Consider the following 23,972-nt stretch of genomic DNA (forward strand, 5'->3'; position numbering starts at 1 on the left):
ACAGACGTCTGTCACAACCTTTTTTTATTTATTCAAAATGACGATCAGAATTTTGTTCGCTTTGTCCTTCTGCAATCATTCCTGATAATTTGCGATCTAAGACGGGTTTTTTCTTATCTTTAGACTTGATTGCTGCCTTATACTGCCCTCTTGTCATCGCGACGGTCTCTTGTTTATTAAACCTTTTTACAACTTTATCCTCTGGTTTTTTTTCTACGTAGTCTGCATCCTCTTCAAACAAAAGATAATGCTCGTCACTTTTTTTCAATCCAGCCAATAATGCATCTGTCTCTGCTTCTTCTTTTGGACGATCAGGAATCAAAGACTCTGGTGTAAACGTCGGGACAAACGGTGTTTTAGCTTCCGTTTCTGCTACGATCGGTTCTTTCTTGACTGTTTCTACTTTGGGAACTACTTGACGCGTATAACTGCCAAATAACTTTACTTTACCGGTTTTAGTTTCTTCACGTACTGGTTTTTTTCCGTAATCCGGCAATTGCTCTCGATGTTTTTTTAATTCATCTTGTTGTGCTAGACTATGCCCATATCGTTTGGCTAAAGATTTTGGAACATGAGTTGTTCTTCTTCGTGCACGCAACTGTTCACTTTCTGTAAAATCTACTGAAGTCGGTGTAGTCGCTTCTGCAGCTGAAGTTGGCGGCAAATCCGTTAAAATCCATGGCTCTGTGGATGTAAATGGTTTACGGGTTGCATTTGGTTGTAACTTTACACCATCTGTATCAGAAAACGCTGGAAAGCGCGCATATTTACGGTTGATTTCTGAAATCTCTACCATCTAGTTCCCTTCTTTCTAAATCATACATTCTGTTGTTATCTTAACATAAACTACTTTATGCGGCTAATGGTTTTCTACCGTCTCTTGTGACTTTAGTACGATGAATGGCTCTAATGTACTTTGTTTCAACGCATTAGCCAATACTTGTCCTTGGATTATAGGCGATAGTTGTTGAAACTCTTTATAAAAACGCTGTGCTCCATCAGATAATGGATCTTGATCGACTTGATAGATCGCATGTTCAGAAAATAAAGAAGTTTGTTTAGCTGCCGTTAAAAAAATCGACGGACGAAGGATTCGTTGTCGCGCCTTTTTTTCTAGAATGACCTGGATTTGATCTAAAAAATATTCTGGGTCTACATCTCCAATCAATTGTTCTAACGATTCATACTGCTGAAGCTGAAGTTGCTGACGCATCGCTAAAAAGTAATGGGGCAATGTCATCGGCCAAGCTGTAGCAGCATATGCACTTAAAGAGAGCTGTGTGCTGTTTATCGTCGCAGGATAGCAGTATATGAATTCTGATGGTACGATTTCCATTACTTTTTGTTGCTCAAACTCTTGCGTACAGTAATAAAGAAGTCGTTTTGCTTCGTATGACTGTAAATAAGAAAGTAGTGTAGTACACATTTCTTGAACGATAGTTTGATCACGTGTTGCGTCATAAAGAAAACGCGTAGAAAAGTAACGTCGTTCATGACGACAAATCCATCCCAAATTGATGAGTTTTTCTAATTTTCGTTCTACTTTTATCGTTGGGAATTCTTGTTTCAACTGACGAAGCGTAGGTGGCGTGTAGGTAGCTAAATAGTCGATCAGTTTTTGATAAAATCCATCTTGTAACGCTTGTTCTTCTTGTTTCGTTACATTTGCATATAGTATATTCATTTCGACCTCCAAAAAAAAGACGCTCTTAGATTGCTCTAAAAGCGCCTTTATGCTTATTGAAACGCTGCAGTCAATTGTGGCACAACTTGTTTTTTACGTGAAACCACGCCTGGTAAGAACGCACGATTATTTTCTAAAGTAACAGAAAAGGCTTTTTCTACTGGTGTCGTTACATCACCCACAACTAGAATTTCTGAATTGTTTTCTAAAATATCAGTCACGACTAAGACAAACAAATCAAACCCTTGCTCTTCGTTCATCACTGCCATGGTTTTTTCTAATTCTACTTGACGTTCAAACAGTTCATTAATGTCTACTGTATTCACTTGAGCGATACGAACGGTTTTATCGCCCATTGGAAAACTTTTCGCATCTAGATCCACTAATACTTCGACTGTTTTATCTGCTAAATTAGTCCCTGCTTTTAATAAATCTAATCCATATTGTTCTAAATCAACGTTAGCTAATCCAGCTAACTCTTGTGCAGCTGCAATGTCTTCTTTTGTACAAGTTGGTGATTTTAATAAAAGTGTATCTGAGATAATCGCAGATAGCATCATTCCTGCAATCTCTTTTGGGATCACAATTTGATTTTCTTTGTATAGTTTCAATACGATCGTACTCGTACATCCAACTGGTTCTGCACGATAATACAATGGATTTGCCGTTTCAAAATTAGCAATACGATGATGATCCACAACAGCTAGGATATTTACTTCTTGAATATCTGCGACACTTTGTTGGAATTCATTATGGTCAACTAACATTACGTTTTCCACTTCATTTGCTACCGTTTCAATGACACGTGGTGCTGTTAAACCAAAGGTATCTAACGCAAACTGTGTTTCTTCATTTGGTGTACCTAACGCTACAGCTTCTGCTTCATGACCTAATTGATTTTGTAAATGTGCAAAGGCAATCGCTGCGCCAATTGCATCTGTATCGGGATTTTGATGTCCGAAGACTAAACTTTTTGACATGTAATTCGCTCCTTTAGTTGAGTTTCCGATTCTATCATAGCAAAAAAAACGAGATAAGAAAATAACAAATTTCTTATCTCGTTTGATTTATCTTGTTTGATACCCCGTATAGTCTGCGACATGTAACAATTCTTTTGCATTTTCGACCCGATCGTTTGTCGGTGGTTCGATTCCTTCTAAAGGATAAGTCAATCCTAATTCGTCCCACTTGAATTTCCCCATCGTATGATAAGGTAAAATTTCAACTTTATCGACATTTCGAAGTGTTTTGATAAAGGCATCCAAACGAATCAAAAACTCATCATAGTCACTTCTAAATGGAACCAATACGTGACGAATCCAAACCGGCTGATTGATTTCAGATAAATAACGTGCCATGTCTAAAATATTTTCATTGGATTGCGTCGTCAATTGTTTATGCGCCTCGTTATCGATTTGTTTAATATCAAATAAAATCAAATCTGTATATTCCATTAGTTGCGTAAATTTACTAAAGAATGGTTCTTCTCTCGTAAATGGTTTTCCACACGTATCTAGCGTCGTATGAATTCCTAACGCTTTTGCTTTTTTGAATAATTCAATCAAAAAGTCGACTTGTAATAATGGTTCACCACCACTAACGGTAATCCCACCATCTTCGCCCCAATACGCACGGTATTTCAACGCCTCTTCTAATAGCTCATCTGCAGTGTATTCTTTTGCCGTTTTGGCTCCGATTTTCCACGTATCCGGATTATGACAGAATTGACAACGCATCCGGCAACCTTGTGTGAAGATGACAAACCGAACTCCTGGGCCGTCGACGGTACCAAAATTTTCTGTTGAATGTATACTTCCCTTGATTGCCTGATCCATTGCAATTCCTCTTTTCTTTCGCGTTAAACGCGTAATTTTTATAAACGGTCGTGAGAGGTACGTGCGATTACGTCTGCTTGTTGTTCCGGTGTTAAATCACGGAATTTCACGGCATAACCAGAAACACGAATCGTTAAGTTTGGATATTTTTCAGGATGTGCTTGCGCATCTAACAATAATTCATTTGTAAAGACGTTCACGTTGATATGGTAACCACCTTTATCAAAGTAACCATCTAAAACGTTACGTAAGTTGTTGATACGTGTCATATCATCTTTACCTAACCCATTAGGATTGATGGTTTGCGTATTTGATATACCATCTAATGCGTGTGAATACTCTAAACGTGCAGTTGAATTTAATGAAGCTAATAACCCATGTTTTTCACCTAAGAATTTACCATCTTGATAACTTGGGTTTGCTCCTGGTGCTAATGGTTGGCCCGCACGACGTCCATCTGGTGTATTCCCAGTTGCTTTACCATAGACCACATTTGATGTGATCGTAAGTAATGAAGTCGTTGGTGTTGAATTGCGATACGTATGTTGACGTTTGATTTGTGTCATGAAGTAATCTAAGATCCAGTTGGCCATTTGATCAGCTTCAGCATTGTCATTTCCGTATGTTGGGAATTCATTTTGTGGTACATAATCCACAGCCAAGCCTTCTTCATCACGAATCACTTTTACGTTACCGTGTTTGATCGCCATGATACTATCTGTTGCGTGAGAGATTCCAGCGATCCCTGTTGCAAATGTACGTTTCAAGTCAGAATCCATTAAGGCCAATTGTGCTGCTTCATAAGCATATTTATCATGCATGTAATGGATCACGTTCAATGTATTCACATACAATTCAGCTAACCAATCTAATGTTTGTTTGAAGCTTTCCATAAATTCATCAAAGTCGATTTCTTCACCAGTCAATGGACGGTATTTTGGTCCAACTTGCATTTTGGTTTTTTCATCGACACAACCATTGATCGCATACAATACCGCTTTAGCTAAGTTTGCACGTGCGCCAAAGAATTGCATATCTTTTCCGACAACTGTTGCCGATACACAACATGCAATTGCGCAATCATCTGAACCCCATTTTTCACGTAATAAGTCATCATTTTCAAATTGAATCGATGAACTTTCTTTCGCAATACGGGCTGCAAATGTACGGAAACCTTCAGGTAAGTGTGAAGAATACAATACTGTTAAGTTTGGTTCTGGTGATGGTCCCATATTGATCAAGGTGTGTAAGATACGGAAGTCATTTTTTGTGACTAATGAACGACCGTCAATTCCCATACCAGCTACACATAATGTTGCCCAAATTGGATAACCTGAGAACAATTGGTTGTAATCTGGTGTACGGGCAAATTTCACCATACGTAATTTCATAATCAAATGATCGATCATTTCTTGTGCTTCAAATTCAGTGATCACACCACGATCTAAATCGCGTTGGATATAAATATCTAAGAAAGCTGAGATACGTCCGATTGACATCGCCGCACCATTTTGAGATTTGATCGCCCCTAAATAACCAAAGTATAACCATTGGATCGCTTCTTGCGCATTTTCAGCCGGACGTGAAATATCAAATCCATATGAAGCGGCCATTGTTTTTAAGTCATTTAATGCACGATATTGTTCTGAGATTTCTTCACGTAAGCGAATCACATCGTCAGTCATCACTTTGTTTCCGCAGTTCTCATGATCTTTTTTCTTTTGTTCCATCAAGAAATCGATTCCGTATAAGGCTACACGACGATAGTCCCCAATGATACGTCCACGTCCATATGCATCTGGAAGTCCAGTAATGATTTTGTTTTTACGTGCTAAACGCATTTCCGGAGTATACGCATCAAATACGCCTTGGTTATGGGTTTTACGCCAGTCCGTAAAGATTTTTGTCATTTCAGCATCGACTTCATAGCCATTTGCGGTTAACGCATTATTCGCCATTTTGATTCCGCCAAATGGTTGGAAGGCTTGTTTTAATGGAACATCAGTTTGTAATCCAACGATTTTTTCCTCGTCTTTAATTAAATATCCAGGTCCATGAGAAGTCAACGTAGATGGAATGTTGTTGTCCATATCATACACACCATTTTTTTGATGTTGTACTTCAAATAGTTCTTGTAATTTGTTCCATAATTTTTCAGTACTAGGTGCGATTGGTTCTAAAAATTGATCGTCACCACGGTATTCAGTGTAGTTTTTTTGGATGAAGTCACGTGTGTTCACTTCAACTTGCCATTCTCCACCTTTAAATCCGTCCCATGCTTTTGTTGTTTCTGTATTGGTCATTTCCATTGTCATCTACGGTTCCTCCTTTTGATGTTGTTACTACAACAACTTTACAAAAATAGTATAACACATCACAATCTTTATGCAAGTGTTTTCAGTCTTTAAAATCCCGTAAAATCAACTATGTGACAAAAACGTTCGTACATATAGAGTAGAAAAGGATTTTTATTGTGAAAAAAATACTTATATTTTAAGAAAAAGTAAAACACATCTACAAACTGTACTGAAACAGTTCGTAGATGTGTTTTAAAAAAATATAACAGTTACTCTACTTCATGGATATGAACTTGAGTAACGAGACCCCCATCTTTTTCATTTAAAATAAAGGATCCATTTGACTGTCGATCCGTAATCGGATAGTGGACAGCCATCACCTCAAGCTGGTCGCCTTTTTGATTGATGACTTGTAGACCAACTTCGCCTAAAGCCATTCCCACAACACGATGCGCTTGTTTCTTTAATTCTCTAAAGACCATCAATCCTCGTTGAGCACGAGCGGTAGCAGGGATTTCTTGAGCAATCATTCGCTTTAATGCCCCGCGTTGCGTCACATACGTCACAGGTGTTTGATCTAGTGGATCAATCAAGCTAGCACCTACTACATAATCTTCTGCTTTAAGATTCACCGACTTCACACCGGCAGCTTTTGCGCCTAAGACAGGGATATCTTTTAGAGGATATCGTAGTGCAAACGCTTGATGTGTCGTTAAATAAGCATCGAGTGTATCACTTGGTTGCGTTGAAAATACCCCAATCAGTTCGTCTGCTTTATCTTTAAATTTGATCATCGTTTGTGAACGTGTCTTATACGTTCGCCATGGAGAAAACTCGGTTTGCAAAGTTTGTTTCGTATATCCATCTTTAGTAAAGAGTACAAACGTAGCATTTTCTGTAAATTCGCGATACGCAAACACCTGAAAAATCGTCTCTTCGATCTCTAGATTTGTAATCATTTGGGAAATATGTTCGCCAACTTCTTTAAACCGCAGTTCTGGTAACTCATGAACCGGTCGATAGATCACATTGCCTTTATTGGTCACAAGTAATAAATGATCCAACGTATTGGCTTGCGCTTGGTAGACAACATAATCGCCATCTTTCATTCCAGTGTCTTCACCATTTGATGCACTATAAGAACGCAAGCTGCTTCGTTTCATATAGCCTTCATGCGTAATCGTGACCATAACATCTTCTTGTGCAACAAGCACTTCTGTATCGATGGTGATTTCTGTGATTTCTTTTTCGATGGTCGTCACACGTGGCGTACCATATTTTTTCTTGACTTCACGTAATTCTTGTTTCATGAGTTTGAATAACTCTTCTTTATGTTGGATGATTTTTTCTAATTTTGCAATCGTCACAGCGAGTTCTTCTGCTTCTTTGTTTAATTGCGTAATATCCGTATTCGTCAAACGATATAACTGTAAGGTCACAATCGCTTCTGCTTGCTCACTCGTAAAGGCATGCATCATCACCAAATTGTTTTTTGCATCTTTTTTATCTTTACTTTGGCGAATGGTCTCGATGACTTGATCTAAAATCGATAGTGCTTTGATCAGACCTTCTACGATATGCTGGCGTGTTAACGCTTTTTGTAGTTCGTACTGACTGCGTTTTAAGATAACAGATTGTCGATGCTCCACATAACTTGCGAGCATGCGTTTGATCCCAACTTGTTGCGGACGCATCTTATCGATTGCTACAATATTAAAGTTGTAATTGATTTGCAAATCAGTATTTTTGAATAAGTAGTTTAAAATCCCTTGTGCATTGGCTTCTTTTTTTAATTCAACCACGATTTGTAACCCTGTTCGATCGCTCTCATCACGCACTTCAGCGATCCCATCTACTTTTTTATTTAAACGGATCTCATCCATTTTTTTCACCAATGAAGCTTTATTCACTTCATAAGGGATTTCTGAGATCACGATTTGCTGTTTTCCACCTTTAATTTCTTGAATCTCCGTTTTTGAACGAACGATTGCTTTTCCACGGCCAGTTTCATAAGCTTTTTTGATTTCATCTGCTCCTTGTAAAATCCCACCAGTTGGAAAATCAGGTCCTGGAATAAACTGAATCAAATCGTCCACACTAGCTTCAGGATGATCAATTAGATAAATCGTGCCATCGATGACTTCGCTTAAGTTATGTGTTGGAATTTCAGTGGCATACCCTGCGGAGATCCCTGTAGAACCATTAACCAATAAATTAGGAAATTTAGCAGGCAATACTGTCGGTTCTTTTTCTGTATCGTCAAAGTTCCAAACAAAATCGACTGTTTCTTTTTCAATATCTTTTAATAGTTCTCCACTGACTTCAGATAATCGTGCCTCGGTATACCGCATCGCAGCAGGTGGATCCCCATCCATACTTCCGTTATTTCCATGCATTTCAATTAATACGTTACGCAATTTCCAATCCTGACTCATGCGAACCATTGCTTCATAAATACTACTGTCTCCATGCGGATGATAATTCCCCATAATATTTCCGACTGACTTCGCTGATTTACGGAAACTTTTTTCGTGTGTATTTCCATCTTGATTCATTGCAAATAAAATACGACGTTGCACAGGTTTTAATCCATCACGAATATCAGGTAGTGCACGTTCTTGGATAATATATTTTGAATAGCGACCAAAACGGTCCCCCATTACTTCTTCTAATGTCAATTCCTGAATATTTTGTCCGTGTTCCAAGAAATCAACTCCTATTCTTCAACTAAACTTGACTCACTTTATTCAGTAACTTTTTCTTCTGTTGTTTCTAAAATGCTACCTTCTTCTTCTAAGGTAAACTGTACATGGGATTCGATCCATTTACGACGAGGTTCCACTTTGTCTCCCATTAAGGTCGTCACACGGCGTTCTGCTTGAGCAGCATCGTCGATTCGAACTCGAATCAACGTCCGGTGTTCCGGATCCATTGTGGTTTCCCACAATTGATCTGCGTTCATTTCACCTAGTCCTTTATAGCGCTGGATCATATAGCCTTTGCCCATTTTTTTCGTTTGAATCGCTAACTCTTCATCGGTCCACGCATACGCAATTTGAGCCTTTTTGCCAATTCCTTTTGAAACTTTATAAAGAGGGGGTAAGGCAATGTAAACACGACCTGCTTCGATCAATGGTTTCATGTAGCGATAAAAGAACGTTAATAATAAGACTTGGATATGCGCACCATCGGTATCCGCATCGGTCATAATAATCACTTTATCATAATTGCAATCTTCCAAATCAAATTCTGGACCTACTCCTGCACCGATCGTATAGATCATAGTATTGATTTCTTCATTTTTTAAAATATCTTGCATCTTCGCTTTTTCGGTATTGATCACTTTTCCGCGTAAAGGTAAGATCGCTTGGAATTTACGGTCACGACCTTGTTTTGCCGAACCTCCAGCAGAATCTCCTTCGACTAAATACAATTCATTTTTTTTAGGATTTTTGGATTGCGCAGGTGTAAGTTTCCCAGAAAGCAACGATTCACTTTTTTTCTTTTTCTTGCCATTACGACTTTCTTCTCTTGCTTTTCGAGCCGCTTCTCTTGCTTCACGCGCTTTGATCGCTTTTCTGACAATTTGTTGGCTCATCTCACTATTTTCTTGCAAGTAAAATCCTAATTGATCGCCTACTACACTGTCAACAGCATTTCTGGCTGCAGGTGTCCCTAATTTTTCTTTGGTTTGTCCTTCAAATTGTAATAAATGTTCTGGTACGCGAATAGACAGCACGCTTGCAAGCCCTTCACGAAAATCGGTCCCTTCTAAATTACGGTCTTTTTCTTTAAGCAAGCCGCTCTTACGTGCATATTCATTAAATGATTTCGTCAACGAAGCTTTAAATCCAGCTTCATGTGTACCACCGTCTTTTGTACGAACATTATTAACAAAAGACAAAATCGTCTCAGAGAATCCATCATTGTATTGAAACGAAACTTCTACTTCAATCCCATCTTTTTCTCCAGAAAAATAAACGATCGGTGTCAATGGATCTTTTTCTTCATTTAAATACTCAACAAACTCTTTAATCCCTTCTTCATAGTGAAACACTTCTTGAACGACTTCACCCTTACGCTCATCCGTTAAGGTAATCTTTACATCACGTAATAAAAAGGCAGATTCACGCAAACGTTCGGCTAACGTTTCATATGAAAATTTTGTCGTACTAAAAATGGATGCATCCGGTAAAAAATGAACCGTCGTTCCATTTGGTGCCTTTGTTTTTCCGATTTCAACAAGTGTTCCTTCTGGATGACCACCATTTACAAATTTTTCTTGATACTCAATACCATCACGAACGATGGTGACGGTTAACCAAGAAGACAACGCATTGACAACACTTGCTCCGACACCATGCAGTCCACCAGAAGTCTTATAGCCACCTTGACCAAATTTCCCTCCTGCGTGTAACACAGTAAAAATCACTTGGACTGTCGGAATACCTGAAGCATGCATCCCAACTGGCATTCCTCGTCCAAAGTCTTGGATGCTAATACTTTGATCACGATGGATGGTAACGCGAATTTCTTGACCATATCCTGAGAGCGCTTCGTCTACGGCATTGTCTACGATCTCATAGACTAAATGATGTAACCCTCTATGGTCAGTCGATCCAATATACATTCCCGGTCGCTTTCTAACCGCCTCCAACCCTTCCAGGACTTGGATGGACGCATCATTATATTCATTGGATTTATTTACCAAAGTGAACTCTCCTTTATGTAACTTACTAAATTGTAAAACAATACTTCTCATACTCTATATGAAAATCTCTAAAAAGAAAAGTCTCAAAGCTATTTTTTTTTGACAATTTGATCAGATGCTTAGGTTTTAATGAAAAATTTTAGGAATAATTGTTGTTCCGTGCATTTCGTGATAAAATTCTGCTAGGTCAATAAGAAAGTGGGATATTATGACAATTATTCTTTTATTCATTTGTGCATATCTTTTAGGTTCCATTCCTTCTGGTGTATGGATTGGACAATTATTTTTTCATAAAGACATTCGAAAATTTGGTAGTGGGAATATGGGTACAACAAACACCTTTCGTGTTCTAGGCCCTATCGCTGGAACAATCGTGCTGTTCATGGATATTTTAAAAGGGACACTGGCCACGCTATTGCCTAGCTTTTTTGGGTTCACGGCCATCAATCCTTTATGGTTTGGTGTTTGTGCGATTTTAGGGCATACTTTCCCGATATTTGCAAAATTCAAAGGAGGCAAAGCTGTTGCAACGAGTGCAGGGATGATTTTAGCGTATAATCCCTTATTCTTTGCTTATTCAACAGTAATTTTTCTTATTTGTTTATTTTGCACTAGTATGGTGAGTTTAACGAGTATGATCGCTGCGGTTTTAATTACCTTCTCTACTATTTTATTACCACTACTTCATACGCCGATTCTACCAACGTTTAATTGGTTACTTACAGTCATCGCATGCGGCGTCACAGTATTTATTTTTTATCGTCATAAAGCAAATATCGCACGGATCAAAGCTGGAACAGAAAGCCGAATTCCTTTTGGTTTGCGTAAACAAAAAAAATAAGCTTTTCCCTCAATGTTCAAGCGAACTTGAGGGGAAAGCTTTTTTAATACACACTAATTGTATAACTCGTATCAAACACCTCATCATGAGCTAAGGTTTGGATCCCTAATTTTTTTGAAAAATCACCTGTCGTATCAACAGTATCCGCTATTCCTGCCCATGGCTCTAAACAAACAAAGTTGGATTCCACAGGTGAAGTCGACCAAACCCCGAAATAAGGTAAGTCTGTATACGATACCGTAACGCCGTGTGGAGAACTGTCCGAACGAATCGAAAAAGCTGTTTTGCCTTTCGTTTCGAAAATCAGCGCATCTTCTTTAAATAGATCATGAGTTAAATCAATCGCCGTATTCGTTTGACCAAGTGTTTTATGTTCTAGATCGATCAAGTCGTCTTTTAATGGTAAAAACGTACGTGATTTTAATGGTTCAGACACCAAATAATAATCTTCAAACGCTAAAGAAGGATCAACGGGAACATTAAAGGCTGGATGTCCACCAACAGAAAAATGTAGTGTCTGTTGCGAAGGATTTTCAATGTGATACTGTACTGTCAATTGGTTATCCACTAACGTATACAACACGTCTAAACAAAACGCAAAAGGATACATTTTCTTGGTTTCTGCTGTATCAGTCAATCGAAAACGAGCGTGTTGTTCCGTGCATTCCATCACCTGAAATTCTTGATCTCGTGCAAATCCATGACGTGGCAATGTATATACTTCTTCACCCACTTTATACTCGTTATGTTTCAACGTCCCTACGATTGGAAATAATATTGGTGCATGCCGTCCCCAATGTGTCGGATCTGCTTGCCACATGTATTCCAGTGCGTTTTCTTTATCTAAAAAATGATGGATTTCAGCACCAAGTGTATCGATTTGTACTTGGTAGCGTGTATTTTCTAACGTGACCTTCATCGACTCTACCTCCAATTATGAACGTGCAAGTTCTTCTTTGAATCTTGGATTTAACACTTTTAGATACGTCCCTTTCATGCCGAGTGAACGAGATTCAATGATGCCAGCTGATTCTAATTTCCGCAACGCATTCACAATAACAGAACGAGTGATCCCGATCTCATCTGCAATACTAGAAGCTGTCAGACGACCTTCATCTCCATCCAGTTCATCAAAAATCGCTTGTACAGCTTTTAATTCACTGTAGGACAACGTGCTGATCGCCATTTGGACCGAAGTCGCACTGCGAATTTCTTCTTCGATCGTGCGAGATTGTTGGTATAAAAATTGCATTCCCACAACTGTTGCACTGTATTCAGCTAATACTAGATCTTCGTCGCTAAATGTTTTTTCAACACGCGACAAGATAATTGTTCCTAAACGCTCTCCTGCACCAAAAATTGGAACTACAGTCGTTAACCCATTTGGATACAGTTCACGACTTTCGATTGGAAAAGCAGTCATGTCACTGCTAATTGGAATATTGGATTCCGTTTGTGACAGTTGATCGACCATATCGGTATATCGGTCCGGAAATTGTTTTTCCACTAACATATTTTTCACACGATCATTATTAAAATCATGTTGTTCTGTAAAGCCTAATAAAGAGCCATTGCTACTAATAATATACGTATTGCTATCTAAAATTGACCCCAAGCTATGCGCCATTTGGTTGTAAGGTAGATCGGCATGTACACGAAATGTATTTTTTTGTTGCAATAATTCATTAATGCGACGTGTTTTATCTAACAGTCTCTCCATCGTTTTCCCCTCTCACCTATAAAATATAGCGGCTTAGATCTTCATCTTGTGCAATATCATTTAATTTTTCATTTACATAGGCTTCTGTGATTGTAATCTCAGCCATTTGCATGTCAGAAGCTTCAAATAATAAGTCTTCTAATAGTTTTTCTAAAATCGTATGCAAACGACGAGCGCCGATATTATCTGTTTCTTGATTGACTTGATACGCAATATGGGCAATGCGTTCAATTGCTTCCATTGTAAAGGTTACAGAAACATCTTCTGTTGCAAGTAATGCTACATACTGCTTAATTAAAGCGTTATTAGGTTCTGTCAAAATCTTAACAAAGTCTTCTGTCGTCAAATCATCTAATTCGACACGAATTGGGAAACGTCCTTGTAATTCCGGAATCAAATCACTTGGTTTTGACAAATGGAACGCACCTGAGGCAACAAATAAGATATGGTCTGTATTGATGACGCCATATTTCGTGTTGACTTGCGATCCTTCCACGATTGGCAGAATATCACGTTGGACACCTTCGCGTGACACTTCACCAGAATTGCTTTGTGATTTTGATGTGATTTTATCAATTTCATCAATAAAGATAATACCGCTTGATTGTGCTAATTTGATGGCTGCACTATGAATATCCGCATCGTTGACTAGTTTAGCCGATTCTTCTTGAATCAACAATTCGCGAGCTTCTTTTACGCTAAGTGTGCGTTCAATTTTTTTGCTTGGCTTTAACGCACCTAGAGTTTCATTTAAATCGATTCCCATTTGTTCCAATCCATTGTTCATCGCAGGCGCTTGAACTTTTGGCTCTTCGATTTTAATGGTCACTTCACGATCATCTAACACGCCACGTTCTAACTGTTCAAAGATCGCTTGACGATTTGAACGAATCTCATCTGTCAATTCTTCTTTTGGTTCTTCCGTTTGTTGCGTTGCGTTAAACATACTCATCATTTGCTCGTAAGGATTTGTACTTGCTTGTTTTTGTTCTTTTTTAATTCCTGGAACAAGTGCTTTCACTAAACGGCGATTGGCTTTTTTAGAAGCTTGTGCATAGACGCTGTCGTATTGTTCTTTTTTCACTAATTGGATCGCATGTTCTACTAAGTCACGAACCATCGATTCTACGTCGCGTCCTACGTATCCCACTTCGGTAAATTTAGTCGCTTCGACTTTCACAAAGGGTGCAGAAACGATTTTTGCCAAACGACGAGCGATTTCTGTTTTCCCAACCCCAGTAGGTCCGATCATTAAAATATTTTTTGGTGTCACATCATGTTGCATTTGTTCATCTAATTGCAAACGACGGTAGCGATTACGTAAAGCTACAGCAACTGATTTTTTTGCTTGGTGTTGTCCAATAATATACTCATCTAAATCTTTGACAATTTCTTTTGGTGATTTCGCTTGATTCATCATATTAAAATTCCTCTACTATAATATTGTGGTTGGTGAATACGCAGATATCCGCTGCGATATTTAAGGCGTTGCGTGCAATCTCTGTCGCATTTAATTCGCCACCGTATTCCTTCATCGCACGTGCAGCCGCCAAAGCGTAATTTCCGCCTGATCCGATAGCTAAAATACCATCATCAGGGGCAATCACTTCGCCCGTTCCAGAAACAAGTAACATTTCTTTTTCATTCATGACGATCAACATCGCTTCTAATTTTTGCATCGCTTGTTGTGTGCGCCATTCTTGTGCAAGTTCTACTGCTGCACGTTGTAAATTCCCATTGTATTCATTTAGTTTGCCTTCAAATTTTTCTTCTAGTGTAAACGCATCGGCAACACTTCCAGCAAAGCCTACGACTACTTGATTATTGTAGATACGACGAACTTTACGGGCAGTTCCTTTCATGACGATTTGTTCACCCATAGTGACTTGGCCGTCTCCAGCCATTGCAAATTTACCATCTTTTTCGACAGCACAGATTGTTGTAGAATGAAATTCTGATTTCATAAATAGATACTCCTTTTATTTGGCACGTGGATGGAATTGACGATAATTTTGTTGTAACGTCTCTTTTGTCACATGTGCATAGATTTGTGTTGTAGATAGATTACTATGTCCTAATAATTCTTGCACGGTTCGCATATCTGCACCGTTATTTAATAAATGAGTCGCAAAAGTATGACGTAACTTATGCGGATGGATCTCGCTATCGAGGTGACTCTTTTTTAATAGTTGTGTCAAAATATAATCGATCCCTGCTGTGGTGAGACCTTTTGCGCGATGATTCACGAAAAATAGCGTATGCTCTTCGTGATAATGTGCGCATAACCAAGCGCGACCTTGTGTTTCATAGGTTTGCATCGCATGCTTGGCATGATCATTAAACGGAACGATTCGTTCTTTGTTTCCTTTTCCGATCACTTTAAGCACTTGCATTGTATAATCGATCGCATCTACACGTAATGAGGCACACTCACTCACCCGTAAACCACACCCGTATAAGACTTCTAATAAAGCTAAATTCCGTTGATCTAAGGGTTCTGTTCCCTGTACGCTATCAAATAACGTTTGGATCTCGTCTTCGTAAAAGAAACGTGGCAATTTTGGTGTCTTCTTTTTGAGTTGCAAGTACGTAAACGGATTTTCAGCAATTACTTGTTGTCGCAACAAGTACTGATAAAATGAGCGTAAACTTGCGATCTTACGACTAATACTATTGCGACTATAGCCTTGCTCAGATAATTTACTCAAATAAATTCGAACATCGCGATATTCCACTTGCGTATAGTCTGACAAATGAATTTCGTTTAAAAATACTTGGAATTGTACAAAATCTTCCGTATATGCAGCTTTAGTTTTTTCTGAATAGCCCCGTTCAACCGTTAAATAACGGCTAAACTGTGCAAACCAATCTTGACTCATGTCCTAGCCTCATTCCTTTGCTAAATCACGTTTGGTTACACTTACATTTCAAACGGTTGATTAAAATTTAGCACAGTCTTTCTTAAAAAACAAATGAATTGTCAGAATTTAATAAATTGTTCAAAATTCCTTTACAATTCTGAATATTAGCAGAAAATTCTCTCATATTTTTTTAACAAAAAACGTGCAACTGAATGATTCAGTTGCACGTCGTTTAGTTACGAACGAGTCCGATAAGTTTTTTGATTACTTGATAACTTTTGTATTTTACAGGTGAAACGACTTTTGTGTATACACCAAAACGTTCTTCAACTCGTCCATTAAACGAATCCTTAAATTTCAATACGCCATCTGATCCGTCGTATAGACCGTCTACGCCATAAAAATTATAACGTGGAATCTTGCGCGCGATGGCTTCTTGCATCATATAATCTTGAATCAAATACGGAGCATAGAATTTTTTATATTTTTCATAAGTTCCGCTAAACAAATACACCACTTCGGTAGGTTCTATGGCAAACAAGGCTCCAGCCAAAATAACATCTCCAGGCGTTTCGTTGGCAAATTGAGTCGCTTCTTCCATACGTACGTGTACAGTACGTAATTCATCTTCAAATTCGCGTTTTTGATTGTTCTTTTTACGACTTTTTGGATTGATAACCAAAAATGCTTCGATTTCATCTAGGGTTTGTTGGATTTCATTTGCCCGTTTTTCAAGATTTGCCGCATAGGTTGTAAAGTTGATCTCTGCTACGACAAATTTTGCCTTTGGTCCAAATTCACGAAAGAAAGCTTGGTAATAGGCTAAGGATTTATCTGAAAATCCTCGGCGTTCACTCGTTTCTTCGGTTAATTTTTTGAATTTAGGTAATTCTTCATAGGACAACTCACGTAAAATAATGCCATAGTCTTTCGTTTTTTTCACACTATACTGCGCTGATTTAGTATAAGAAGCACGCAAAGTATCTGGTGTAAGCAAAGAAAGATCCTTAATGAAAAATGGTTTTCCATAACTAATATACGCATCTGAATCAATTGGATCAATCGAAAAACCTTGCTTTTGATAGACCACATCATCATCAAACGGCACTTTTTCTAATTCTTCGCCTTGCGCTGTTAGCCAACGTTTCGCTTGGTTCGGTGCAATCGTCAAGATCAAGCCTTGATTTTTTTTGGTATAAGCTGTCAATTCTGCTAAAAAGGTCTCTAGACACGTTGAATCTTGTCGATCGACCATCATGCCGCCATTGATCAGATACATTTGACCAAAACCTAATTTTGTATGCGTCAATAATGAAGAAGCTACGACATCGCCTTGACTATTTTTTAATCCGACAAATTCGCCGTGCCATCCGTTTTTTTCTTGTACTGCTTTCATTTCACTTGTTTGTAAAAAATTTGCTTGTGTAAATTGCGCCTGGTGCGCTTGAAATTCTTCAGGTGTTAACTTCGTAAAAGTATACATATAGGACAACTCCAATTTTCACTTTCTTTTCACAATTTTAGTTCATCGTTTGTTAGTGTATCACTCTTTCTTTCATTTGAAAAGTTAGGCTTTTAGCATTTACTAAAATCTTCAAAAAAAGTCGATTGCTATTTAGCAATCGACTAGATCTAGTTTACCTTATACTTCTGGTTTTTCTTCAGTTGATTTTGATTGCGTAGACTGCACCGCTTCAACTAACTCGCGATTGCCTTTTGTAGTCGCCATCGAATCATTGATCAGGGTGATCAAATCTAGACCGGTTGTTTCTTTGATCGTTTCAAATGTGCGGGCAAGACCAGCTTGTCCCATCTCATGAACCCCATCCCCTTGACCAAAACTTACGATCTTATCGATATTGCTAATTGGTGCATTCACTTCTTTCGCAATTTCTGGTAAGACTTTAATAAACTCGACCAAAATACCTGCTTCATTTAATTTTTGAAGCGCTACTGCCATTTGTTCTTGTGTTTGTGCTTGCGCTTGTCCTACTTTAGTAATTTTTTGTGCTTCTGCTTCCCCGAGTTTCGTCACTTTTTCAGCTTCAGCTTGAGCAGCTAGACGAACTTTCTCAGCTTCGGCTTCGGCATGAGCGATCTCTTTAGCTTTTTCGGCTAAGGCGCGTTGTTCCACAACATATTTTTCGGCTTCAGCTTGCTTACGTAGTGTCGCATTTAATTCTTTTTCCGTTAATTCAGCTTGTTTGCCTTGAATCTCAATATTTTTTTCTTGTTCAATCAAGTTGACTTTCATTTTTTCAACAACTGCGATTTGTTCAGCTTTTGCGTCTGCAACTTCACGCTCTTGTTTATACTGTGCTTCTTTTAAGGCCATTTCTTTATTGGCTTCGGCAATTTCCGTACGACGACGGATTTCTTCTTGTTGAGCCAATTGTTCATTACTCGCTTGCTTAATCCGGGTTTCTCTTAACGCATTGGATTCTGCGACTTCTGCATTCTTTTTCACTTCAGCAATTTGGGGACGACCCAGTGCATCTAAATATCCATTTGGATCACTTACATCTTTAATCGTAAAGGATACAATTTCTAGTCCCATTTTTCTTAAATCTGTAGATGCTACTTGTTGGACTTGTTCTGCAAAATCATCACGGTTTTTATAGATAGCTTCAACGGTCATCGTTCCTAAAATGGCACGTAGGTGTCCTTCTAGTACTTCGCGTGCTTCGTCTTCTAATTCTTCTGTCGATTTGCCAAGATATTGTTCAGCCGCTGTTTTAATCGAATCGACGCTATTGCCGATTTTGACCAATACAGTTGCACTAGCTTTAATTGGTACACCTTGTTCAGTATACACTTCAGGTGTCCCAATTTCTAATTTATGTGTTAATAAGCTAAGGGTATGGGCTTTTTGAACGATTGGAATGACAAACGTTCCACTATTTTTTAAAATTTTAATCCCATCTTTGCCCAAAAATGATCCTGTTACGATTAACGCTTCATCTGGTTTTCCAATACGATAACGAATCATTAAAAAGGTGATGATAGCTAGTAAAGCAATCACAATCCAAACAATTGGGTTCATCAATAAATCTGTAATCATAGTCAATTCCCTCTTTCTAAAAATGAATTTGCTTTTGCGACACGCGCTACGCCTTCTCGATCAAATTCAATAATCAAGACCTTTGTTCCAACAGGATATAACACATCGGCTTGTTGTTCATCTAATTGAAATAAGCGTGCTGGATATAAACTTTGATGCTCAGTGTCTAACACTTCGCCATATCCTTTACCTTGAATTTTAAGTGTAACTTCACCTAAATAATAGGTACGTTCTTCCGCAACGTTCGATTGATTTCTATCTGTAATTTTGTTGTACAGATACATCATTGGTGCAAAACACACACTTAATAAAAGATAGGCTAGAAGAATAGCAAGTAACAACATTAAAATTTTTAATACAAGTGGTGCTTCTTGAATCGCTTGTATACTTTGATTTATCATGCGTTCACCTCTTCTCTTTTCATCATATCTTAATTTTCGAGCGCTTACAATCATTTTCATAAAAAAAGAACTATCGCTCGGTGCGATAGTTCTTTTTTTATTAGACAGTTACTTGTACGCCTTCAACTGTTGCGAGCGCATCTAAAGCACGGTTTGCTAAAGTTTCATAACGTGTTTTTTTGTCACGAATACGTTCTGGAAGTTCTGGGAACAACCCAAAATTAGCATTCATTGGTTGGAAATGTTTACCCGAAGCGTGCGTGATATAATACGCCATCGAGCCAATTGCGGTTTCTTGTGGAAACACGATCAATTCTTCTTGTTTGGCCATTTTAGCTGCATTGATTCCTGCAACTAATCCACTTGCTGCACTTTCAACATATCCTTCAACACCGGTCATTTGACCTGCGAAAAACAAATCATCGCGCTTACGTGATTGATAGGTTTGGTGCAATAATTCTGGTGAATTCATAAAACTATTGCGATGCATCACACCGTAACGTACGATTTCCGCATTTTCTAGTCCTGGAATCATTTGGAATACTCGTTTTTGTTCGCCCCATTTTAAATGCGTTTGGAATCCTACGATATTATAAAGAGAAGCAACCGCGTTATCTTGGCGTAATTGGATAACCGCATAGGGACGTTTCCCTGTTTTAGGATCTTCTAGCCCAACTGGTTTCATTGGACCAAATAACATCGTCTTAGGACCACGTGTTGCCATCACTTCGATCGGCATACATCCTTCAAAGTATTTCTCTTCTTCAAAATCTTTTAATGGAGCCACTTCAGCTGTAACTAATGCTTCACGAAATGCTTCAAATTCCTCTTTGTTCATTGGACAATTCAGATAAGCCGCTTCGCCTTTATTATAGCGTGATTTTAAATACACTTTCTCCATATCGATTGTATTTTTATCAATGATCGGTGCCGCTGCATCATAGAAATAAAAACCATCTGAACCATTAAATTCTTTAATGGCTTGTGCTAGTGGCGCCGAGGTCAACGGACCTGTTGCGACAATCGTAATCCCCTCTGGAATTTCTGTGATTTCTTCTTCAACCACAGTAACAAGAGGATGTTCTTTCACTCGTTTTGTAATTAATTCTGAGAACGTATCGCGATCGACAGCTAACGCGCCTCCTGCAGGTACAGCAGTTTGATCAGCAGAAGTGATAATGACAGAGTCTAAACGACGCATTTCTTCTTTTAATACCCCCACTGCATTTGTCAAATTATTTCCTCGTAATGAATTTGAACAAACAAGTTCAGCAAAATTTCCAGTATGATGCGCCTCAGTTGATTTTTTAGGGCGCATTTCATATAAACGAACCGGTACACCTGCTTTTGCCACTTGCCAAGCAGCCTCGCTTCCTGCTAAACCTGCCCCGATAACATTAACTGTTTTCATATCGTTTCCCCTTTATTGAATAAATTATTTTTGCACATCTTCTTCGTAATCGCCAGTTGGACAAATGACTTGTTTCCCACCTTTGACTTTCTTTTCAACAAGATAATGCGTACATTTTGGACAATCGCGTCCAACTGGTTTATCCCACGACGTAAATTCACACGTTGGATAATTGGTACATCCATAAAAAATACGGTTTTTCTTTGATTTACGTTCGACTACTTGCCCTTCATGACACACTGGACATGGTACGCCAATTTCTTTAACGATCGGTTTTGTATTGCGACAATCTGGGAAATTGCTACATGCATAAAATTTACCATATTTTCCTAGTTTGATCACCATCGGATGCCCGCATAGTTCACAATCAAAACCTGCTGGTTCATCTTTGATTTGAATTTTTTCGATTTTTTCTTCTGCTTCTGTCAACTCTTTTTCAAATGGACGATAGAAACGATCCACAATATTGACCCATTCTTCTTTGCCTTCTTCAACACGATCCAGATTTTCTTCCATCTCTGCTGTAAAATGAACATCCACGATTTGCGGGAAGAATTCTTCTACTAAATTATTCACGATTTCACCAAGTTCTGTTGGTTCAAAGCGTTTTTGTGCTAATTTGACATAGTAGCGTCGTTGAATCGTTTCGAGCGTTGGCGCATAAGTCGATGGACGTCCGACACCATTTTCTTCCAACGTACGAATCAGCGTCGCTTCACTAAAACGTGCTGGTGGTTGAGTAAAATGTTGTTTTGGTTCGATATCGACTGATTTTACAATATCTCCGACAGCAAGTTCAGGTAAGATGTTTTCTTTATCTTCTTTTCCATCGTCGCGCCCTTCTACATAGACCTTCATAAAGCCTTGGAACTTCACTTTAGAGCCATTGGCAATAAACATTACTTCATCTTGTTCGAGCGTAACTTTCATCGTATCTAAGATAGCTGGTTTCATTTGACTGGCAACAAGACGCGACCAGATCAAACTGTATAATTTCATTTGATCTTTATCTAAATATTTTTCTAACGATTGTGGTGTACGTAAGCTGCTTGTTGGTCGAATCGCTTCATGGGCATCTTGAGAGCCTTGAGCGTTGGCCAATTTCTTAGTAGAATGTGCAGCAAATTCTGCACCATAAGTTTCTTCAATAAATCCTGTTACTTCAGCTTTCGCAGAATCTGCAATTCGTTTTGAATCTGTACGCATATACGTGATCAATCCAACTGTACCTTGCTTACCAAGAGAAATTCCTTCATACAATTGCTGCGCGACCATCATCGTTTTACGTGTTCTAAAATTCAATTTACGTGCGGCTTCTTGTTGCATACTACTTGTTGTAAATGGCGCTGCTGGATTGCGTTTCCGCTCATTTTTTTCAACTTTTTTTACTTCAAATTCACGTTTGGTCAACCGTTTTGTGATCGATTCAACATCTTCTTGTGTCTGAAGTTTTTGTTTCTTGCCTGCGACACCCCAAAAATTAGCTTTAAATTTTTTCCGAGCTTTTAAAAAATTACCCTCGATCGTCCAATACTCTTCTGGTTTAAATTGACGAATTTCTTTTTCACGATCAATAATAATTTTTAACGCAACCGATTGTACACGCCCGGCACTTAATCCTTTTTTCACTTTACGCCATAGAATCGGACTTAATGAGTAGCCCACCAAACGATCTAATATCCGTCTAGCTTGTTGCGCATCCACACGATTGATATCAATCGTTCTTGGTTCTTTAAAAGCCGCTTTCACAGCTTCTTTAGTAATCTCATTGAATACTACGCGGTTTTTATCATTTAAGTCTAGTCCTAATAAATACGCAAGATGCCACGCTATAGCTTCTCCTTCTCTATCCGGGTCACTAGCCAAGAAGACTTTTTCAGCTTTTTTAGCCGCTTTACGTAGCTCTTTGATTACATCGCCTTTTCCCCGAATCGAAATGTAATGTGGTTCATAATGATTTTCGACATCAATTCCCATCTTACTTTTAGGCAGATCGCGAATATGACCAACACTGGCCACGACTTTATAATTTCTTCCTAAGTATTTCTCGATTGTTTTTGCTTTTGCAGGTGATTCTACAATAACTAAATATTTATAGGCCATAAAAATGGCTCCTTCCTAAAAGTTTCTACTATATAATAGTTACTTTTTTGTGTTACAAATCGTAGCTAATCATATCGAGTAGAAATTTATTTGTCAAGAAGCGAAGAAATTTTTTTATGCCTTTTTGCACATTTTAGCGATAAAATTGTGTTTCATTGATTATTTTTTGGGCATTTGTTGTGCAAATCGCGCCATCTAAAATCAATTCGTGACACCCTTGGGATTGCCCGGATAAAATATCGCCCGGTACAGCAAATACATCCCGCCCATACTCTAGTGCAAGTTGTGCAGTAATCAATGCACCACTACGCTGTTTGGCTTCGACCACGCAAACCCCATCTGCAATACCTGCGATCACTCGATTTCGCATTGGAAAATGATGCCGTTTTGGCTTGGTGCCTATCGGGTGTTCACTGAGGACTAAATGATGACGGCACATCTCATTAAATAACGAAATAGATTCTTTTGGATAACAATAATCTAACCCGCAAGCTACCACACCAATCGTCTTACCAGTATGGCGGAGTGTTTGATCATGTGCACACCAATCGACTCCTTTAGCTAACCCACTGATTGTTACAATCTCTTCTTTTATAAGCTCTGGAATAAAAGTTCTAATCACTTTATAGGCATACGAAGTCGCTTGTCTCGCTCCTACGATTCCAATAATCTTTTTAGCATCTAATAACGTAATATCCCCTCTATAAAATAACACTAGAGGCGGGGAAGAAATTTGTCGCAACTGTTCAGGATACATCGGATCGAAATAGGTAATAAATTGTTCCATTTTTAGTTTCTCTTCCATTATTTCAGAAGTCAATGCAGAAAAACTAGTCATAAAATCGATACGTGTACGGTGTAATTGTGCAATTTGGCTTAATTCACTTACTGACAATTGGGAAGTGTTTGTTTCTATCAGATGCATCAAAATTTTCCATTTTCCAACGATCCCAATTCCTTTAGAATATGTCAAACGCAATAATAGTTGCGAGATAGATGTTAATTTCTTAAATTTTTCCAAAAAAATCCCTCTTTCCGTAAGTCTTT

19 protein-coding genes are annotated in these 23,972 nt (G+C 38.4%); 1 reads left to right on the forward strand and 18 read right to left on the reverse strand.

The window, feature by feature from the left end:
* Positions 1-28 precede the first annotated feature (28 nt).
* The 7 genes from I573_RS08835 to parE form a co-directional block, all read right to left on the reverse strand.
* Positions 29-796, reverse strand: a complete 768-nt coding sequence (locus tag I573_RS08835) for a hypothetical protein (protein ID WP_016185357.1) — start codon at positions 794-796, stop codon at positions 29-31.
* 63 nt (positions 797-859) lie between these two features.
* On the reverse strand, positions 860-1,684 hold the full coding sequence (locus tag I573_RS08840; protein ID WP_016185356.1) for a DUF1803 domain-containing protein: 825 nt from the start codon (positions 1,682-1,684) through the stop codon (positions 860-862).
* A gap of 53 nt (positions 1,685-1,737) precedes the next feature.
* Positions 1,738-2,664 (reverse strand): manganese-dependent inorganic pyrophosphatase, encoded by a 927-nt coding sequence (locus I573_RS08845; protein WP_016185355.1) that lies wholly within the window; start codon positions 2,662-2,664, stop codon positions 1,738-1,740.
* An 87-nt stretch (positions 2,665-2,751) separates the two neighbouring features.
* Positions 2,752-3,519 (reverse strand): pyruvate formate-lyase-activating protein, encoded by a 768-nt coding sequence (gene pflA, locus I573_RS08850; protein ID WP_016185354.1) that lies wholly within the window; start codon positions 3,517-3,519, stop codon positions 2,752-2,754.
* Between the two features lie 38 nt (positions 3,520-3,557).
* Positions 3,558-5,834 (reverse strand): formate C-acetyltransferase, encoded by a 2,277-nt coding sequence (pflB, locus tag I573_RS08855; RefSeq protein ID WP_016185353.1) that lies wholly within the window; start codon positions 5,832-5,834, stop codon positions 3,558-3,560.
* Between the two features lie 251 nt (positions 5,835-6,085).
* The gene (gene parC / locus I573_RS08860; protein WP_016185352.1) at positions 6,086-8,521 is read right to left on the reverse strand and encodes a DNA topoisomerase IV subunit A; all 2,436 of its coding nucleotides are present in this window, start codon (positions 8,519-8,521) and stop codon (positions 6,086-6,088) included.
* Between the two features lie 38 nt (positions 8,522-8,559).
* Positions 8,560-10,527 carry a DNA topoisomerase IV subunit B gene (gene parE, locus I573_RS08865; protein ID WP_016185351.1) on the reverse strand — a complete coding sequence of 656 codons (1,968 nt, stop codon included), beginning with the start codon at positions 10,525-10,527 and terminating at the stop codon, positions 8,560-8,562.
* Between the two features lie 208 nt (positions 10,528-10,735).
* Here parE and plsY point away from each other — a divergent pair, with 208 nt between their 5' ends.
* Positions 10,736-11,368 (forward strand): glycerol-3-phosphate 1-O-acyltransferase PlsY, encoded by a 633-nt coding sequence (gene plsY / locus I573_RS08870; RefSeq protein ID WP_016185350.1) that lies wholly within the window; start codon positions 10,736-10,738, stop codon positions 11,366-11,368.
* A gap of 43 nt (positions 11,369-11,411) precedes the next feature.
* Here plsY and I573_RS08875 read toward each other — a convergent pair whose 3' ends face one another.
* The 11 genes from I573_RS08875 to dprA form a co-directional block, all read right to left on the reverse strand.
* The gene (locus tag I573_RS08875; protein ID WP_016185349.1) at positions 11,412-12,287 is read right to left on the reverse strand and encodes an aldose 1-epimerase family protein; all 876 of its coding nucleotides are present in this window, start codon (positions 12,285-12,287) and stop codon (positions 11,412-11,414) included.
* A 15-nt stretch (positions 12,288-12,302) separates the two neighbouring features.
* Positions 12,303-13,088, reverse strand: coding sequence for a GTP-sensing pleiotropic transcriptional regulator CodY (gene codY, locus I573_RS08880; RefSeq protein ID WP_016185348.1), 786 nt, complete (start codon positions 13,086-13,088; stop codon positions 12,303-12,305).
* Positions 13,089-13,104: 16 nt separating this feature from the next.
* On the reverse strand, positions 13,105-14,508 hold the full coding sequence (gene hslU / locus I573_RS08885) for an ATP-dependent protease ATPase subunit HslU (protein WP_016185347.1): 1,404 nt from the start codon (positions 14,506-14,508) through the stop codon (positions 13,105-13,107).
* 1 nt (position 14,509) lies between these two features.
* Entirely contained in the window at positions 14,510-15,052 is a 543-nt protein-coding gene (gene hslV, locus I573_RS08890) for an ATP-dependent protease subunit HslV (RefSeq protein ID WP_016185346.1), read from the reverse strand.
* A 15-nt stretch (positions 15,053-15,067) separates the two neighbouring features.
* Entirely contained in the window at positions 15,068-15,967 is a 900-nt protein-coding gene (xerC, locus tag I573_RS08895) for a tyrosine recombinase XerC (protein ID WP_016185345.1), read from the reverse strand.
* Between the two features lie 214 nt (positions 15,968-16,181).
* Positions 16,182-17,432 carry an aminoacyltransferase gene (locus tag I573_RS08900; protein ID WP_016185344.1) on the reverse strand — a complete coding sequence of 417 codons (1,251 nt, stop codon included), beginning with the start codon at positions 17,430-17,432 and terminating at the stop codon, positions 16,182-16,184.
* Positions 17,433-17,591: 159 nt separating this feature from the next.
* Positions 17,592-19,010 carry a flotillin family protein gene (locus I573_RS08905; RefSeq protein ID WP_016185343.1) on the reverse strand — a complete coding sequence of 473 codons (1,419 nt, stop codon included), beginning with the start codon at positions 19,008-19,010 and terminating at the stop codon, positions 17,592-17,594.
* A 2-nt stretch (positions 19,011-19,012) separates the two neighbouring features.
* Positions 19,013-19,411, reverse strand: coding sequence for a hypothetical protein (locus I573_RS08910; RefSeq protein ID WP_016185342.1), 399 nt, complete (start codon positions 19,409-19,411; stop codon positions 19,013-19,015).
* 100 nt (positions 19,412-19,511) lie between these two features.
* Positions 19,512-20,822: an FADH(2)-oxidizing methylenetetrahydrofolate--tRNA-(uracil(54)-C(5))-methyltransferase TrmFO gene (trmFO, locus tag I573_RS08915; RefSeq protein ID WP_016185341.1), complete on the reverse strand. Its 1,311-nt coding sequence runs from the start codon at positions 20,820-20,822 to the stop codon at positions 19,512-19,514.
* Between the two features lie 24 nt (positions 20,823-20,846).
* Entirely contained in the window at positions 20,847-22,925 is a 2,079-nt protein-coding gene (gene topA, locus I573_RS08920) for a type I DNA topoisomerase (RefSeq protein WP_016185340.1), read from the reverse strand.
* Positions 22,926-23,058: 133 nt separating this feature from the next.
* Entirely contained in the window at positions 23,059-23,946 is an 888-nt protein-coding gene (dprA, locus tag I573_RS08925; RefSeq protein ID WP_016185339.1) for a DNA-processing protein DprA, read from the reverse strand.
* Between the last annotated feature and the right edge of the window lie 26 nt (positions 23,947-23,972).

Source organism: Enterococcus sulfureus ATCC 49903 (genome assembly GCF_000407605.1).
Lineage (GTDB): Bacteria > Bacillota > Bacilli > Lactobacillales > Enterococcaceae > Enterococcus_G > Enterococcus_G sulfureus.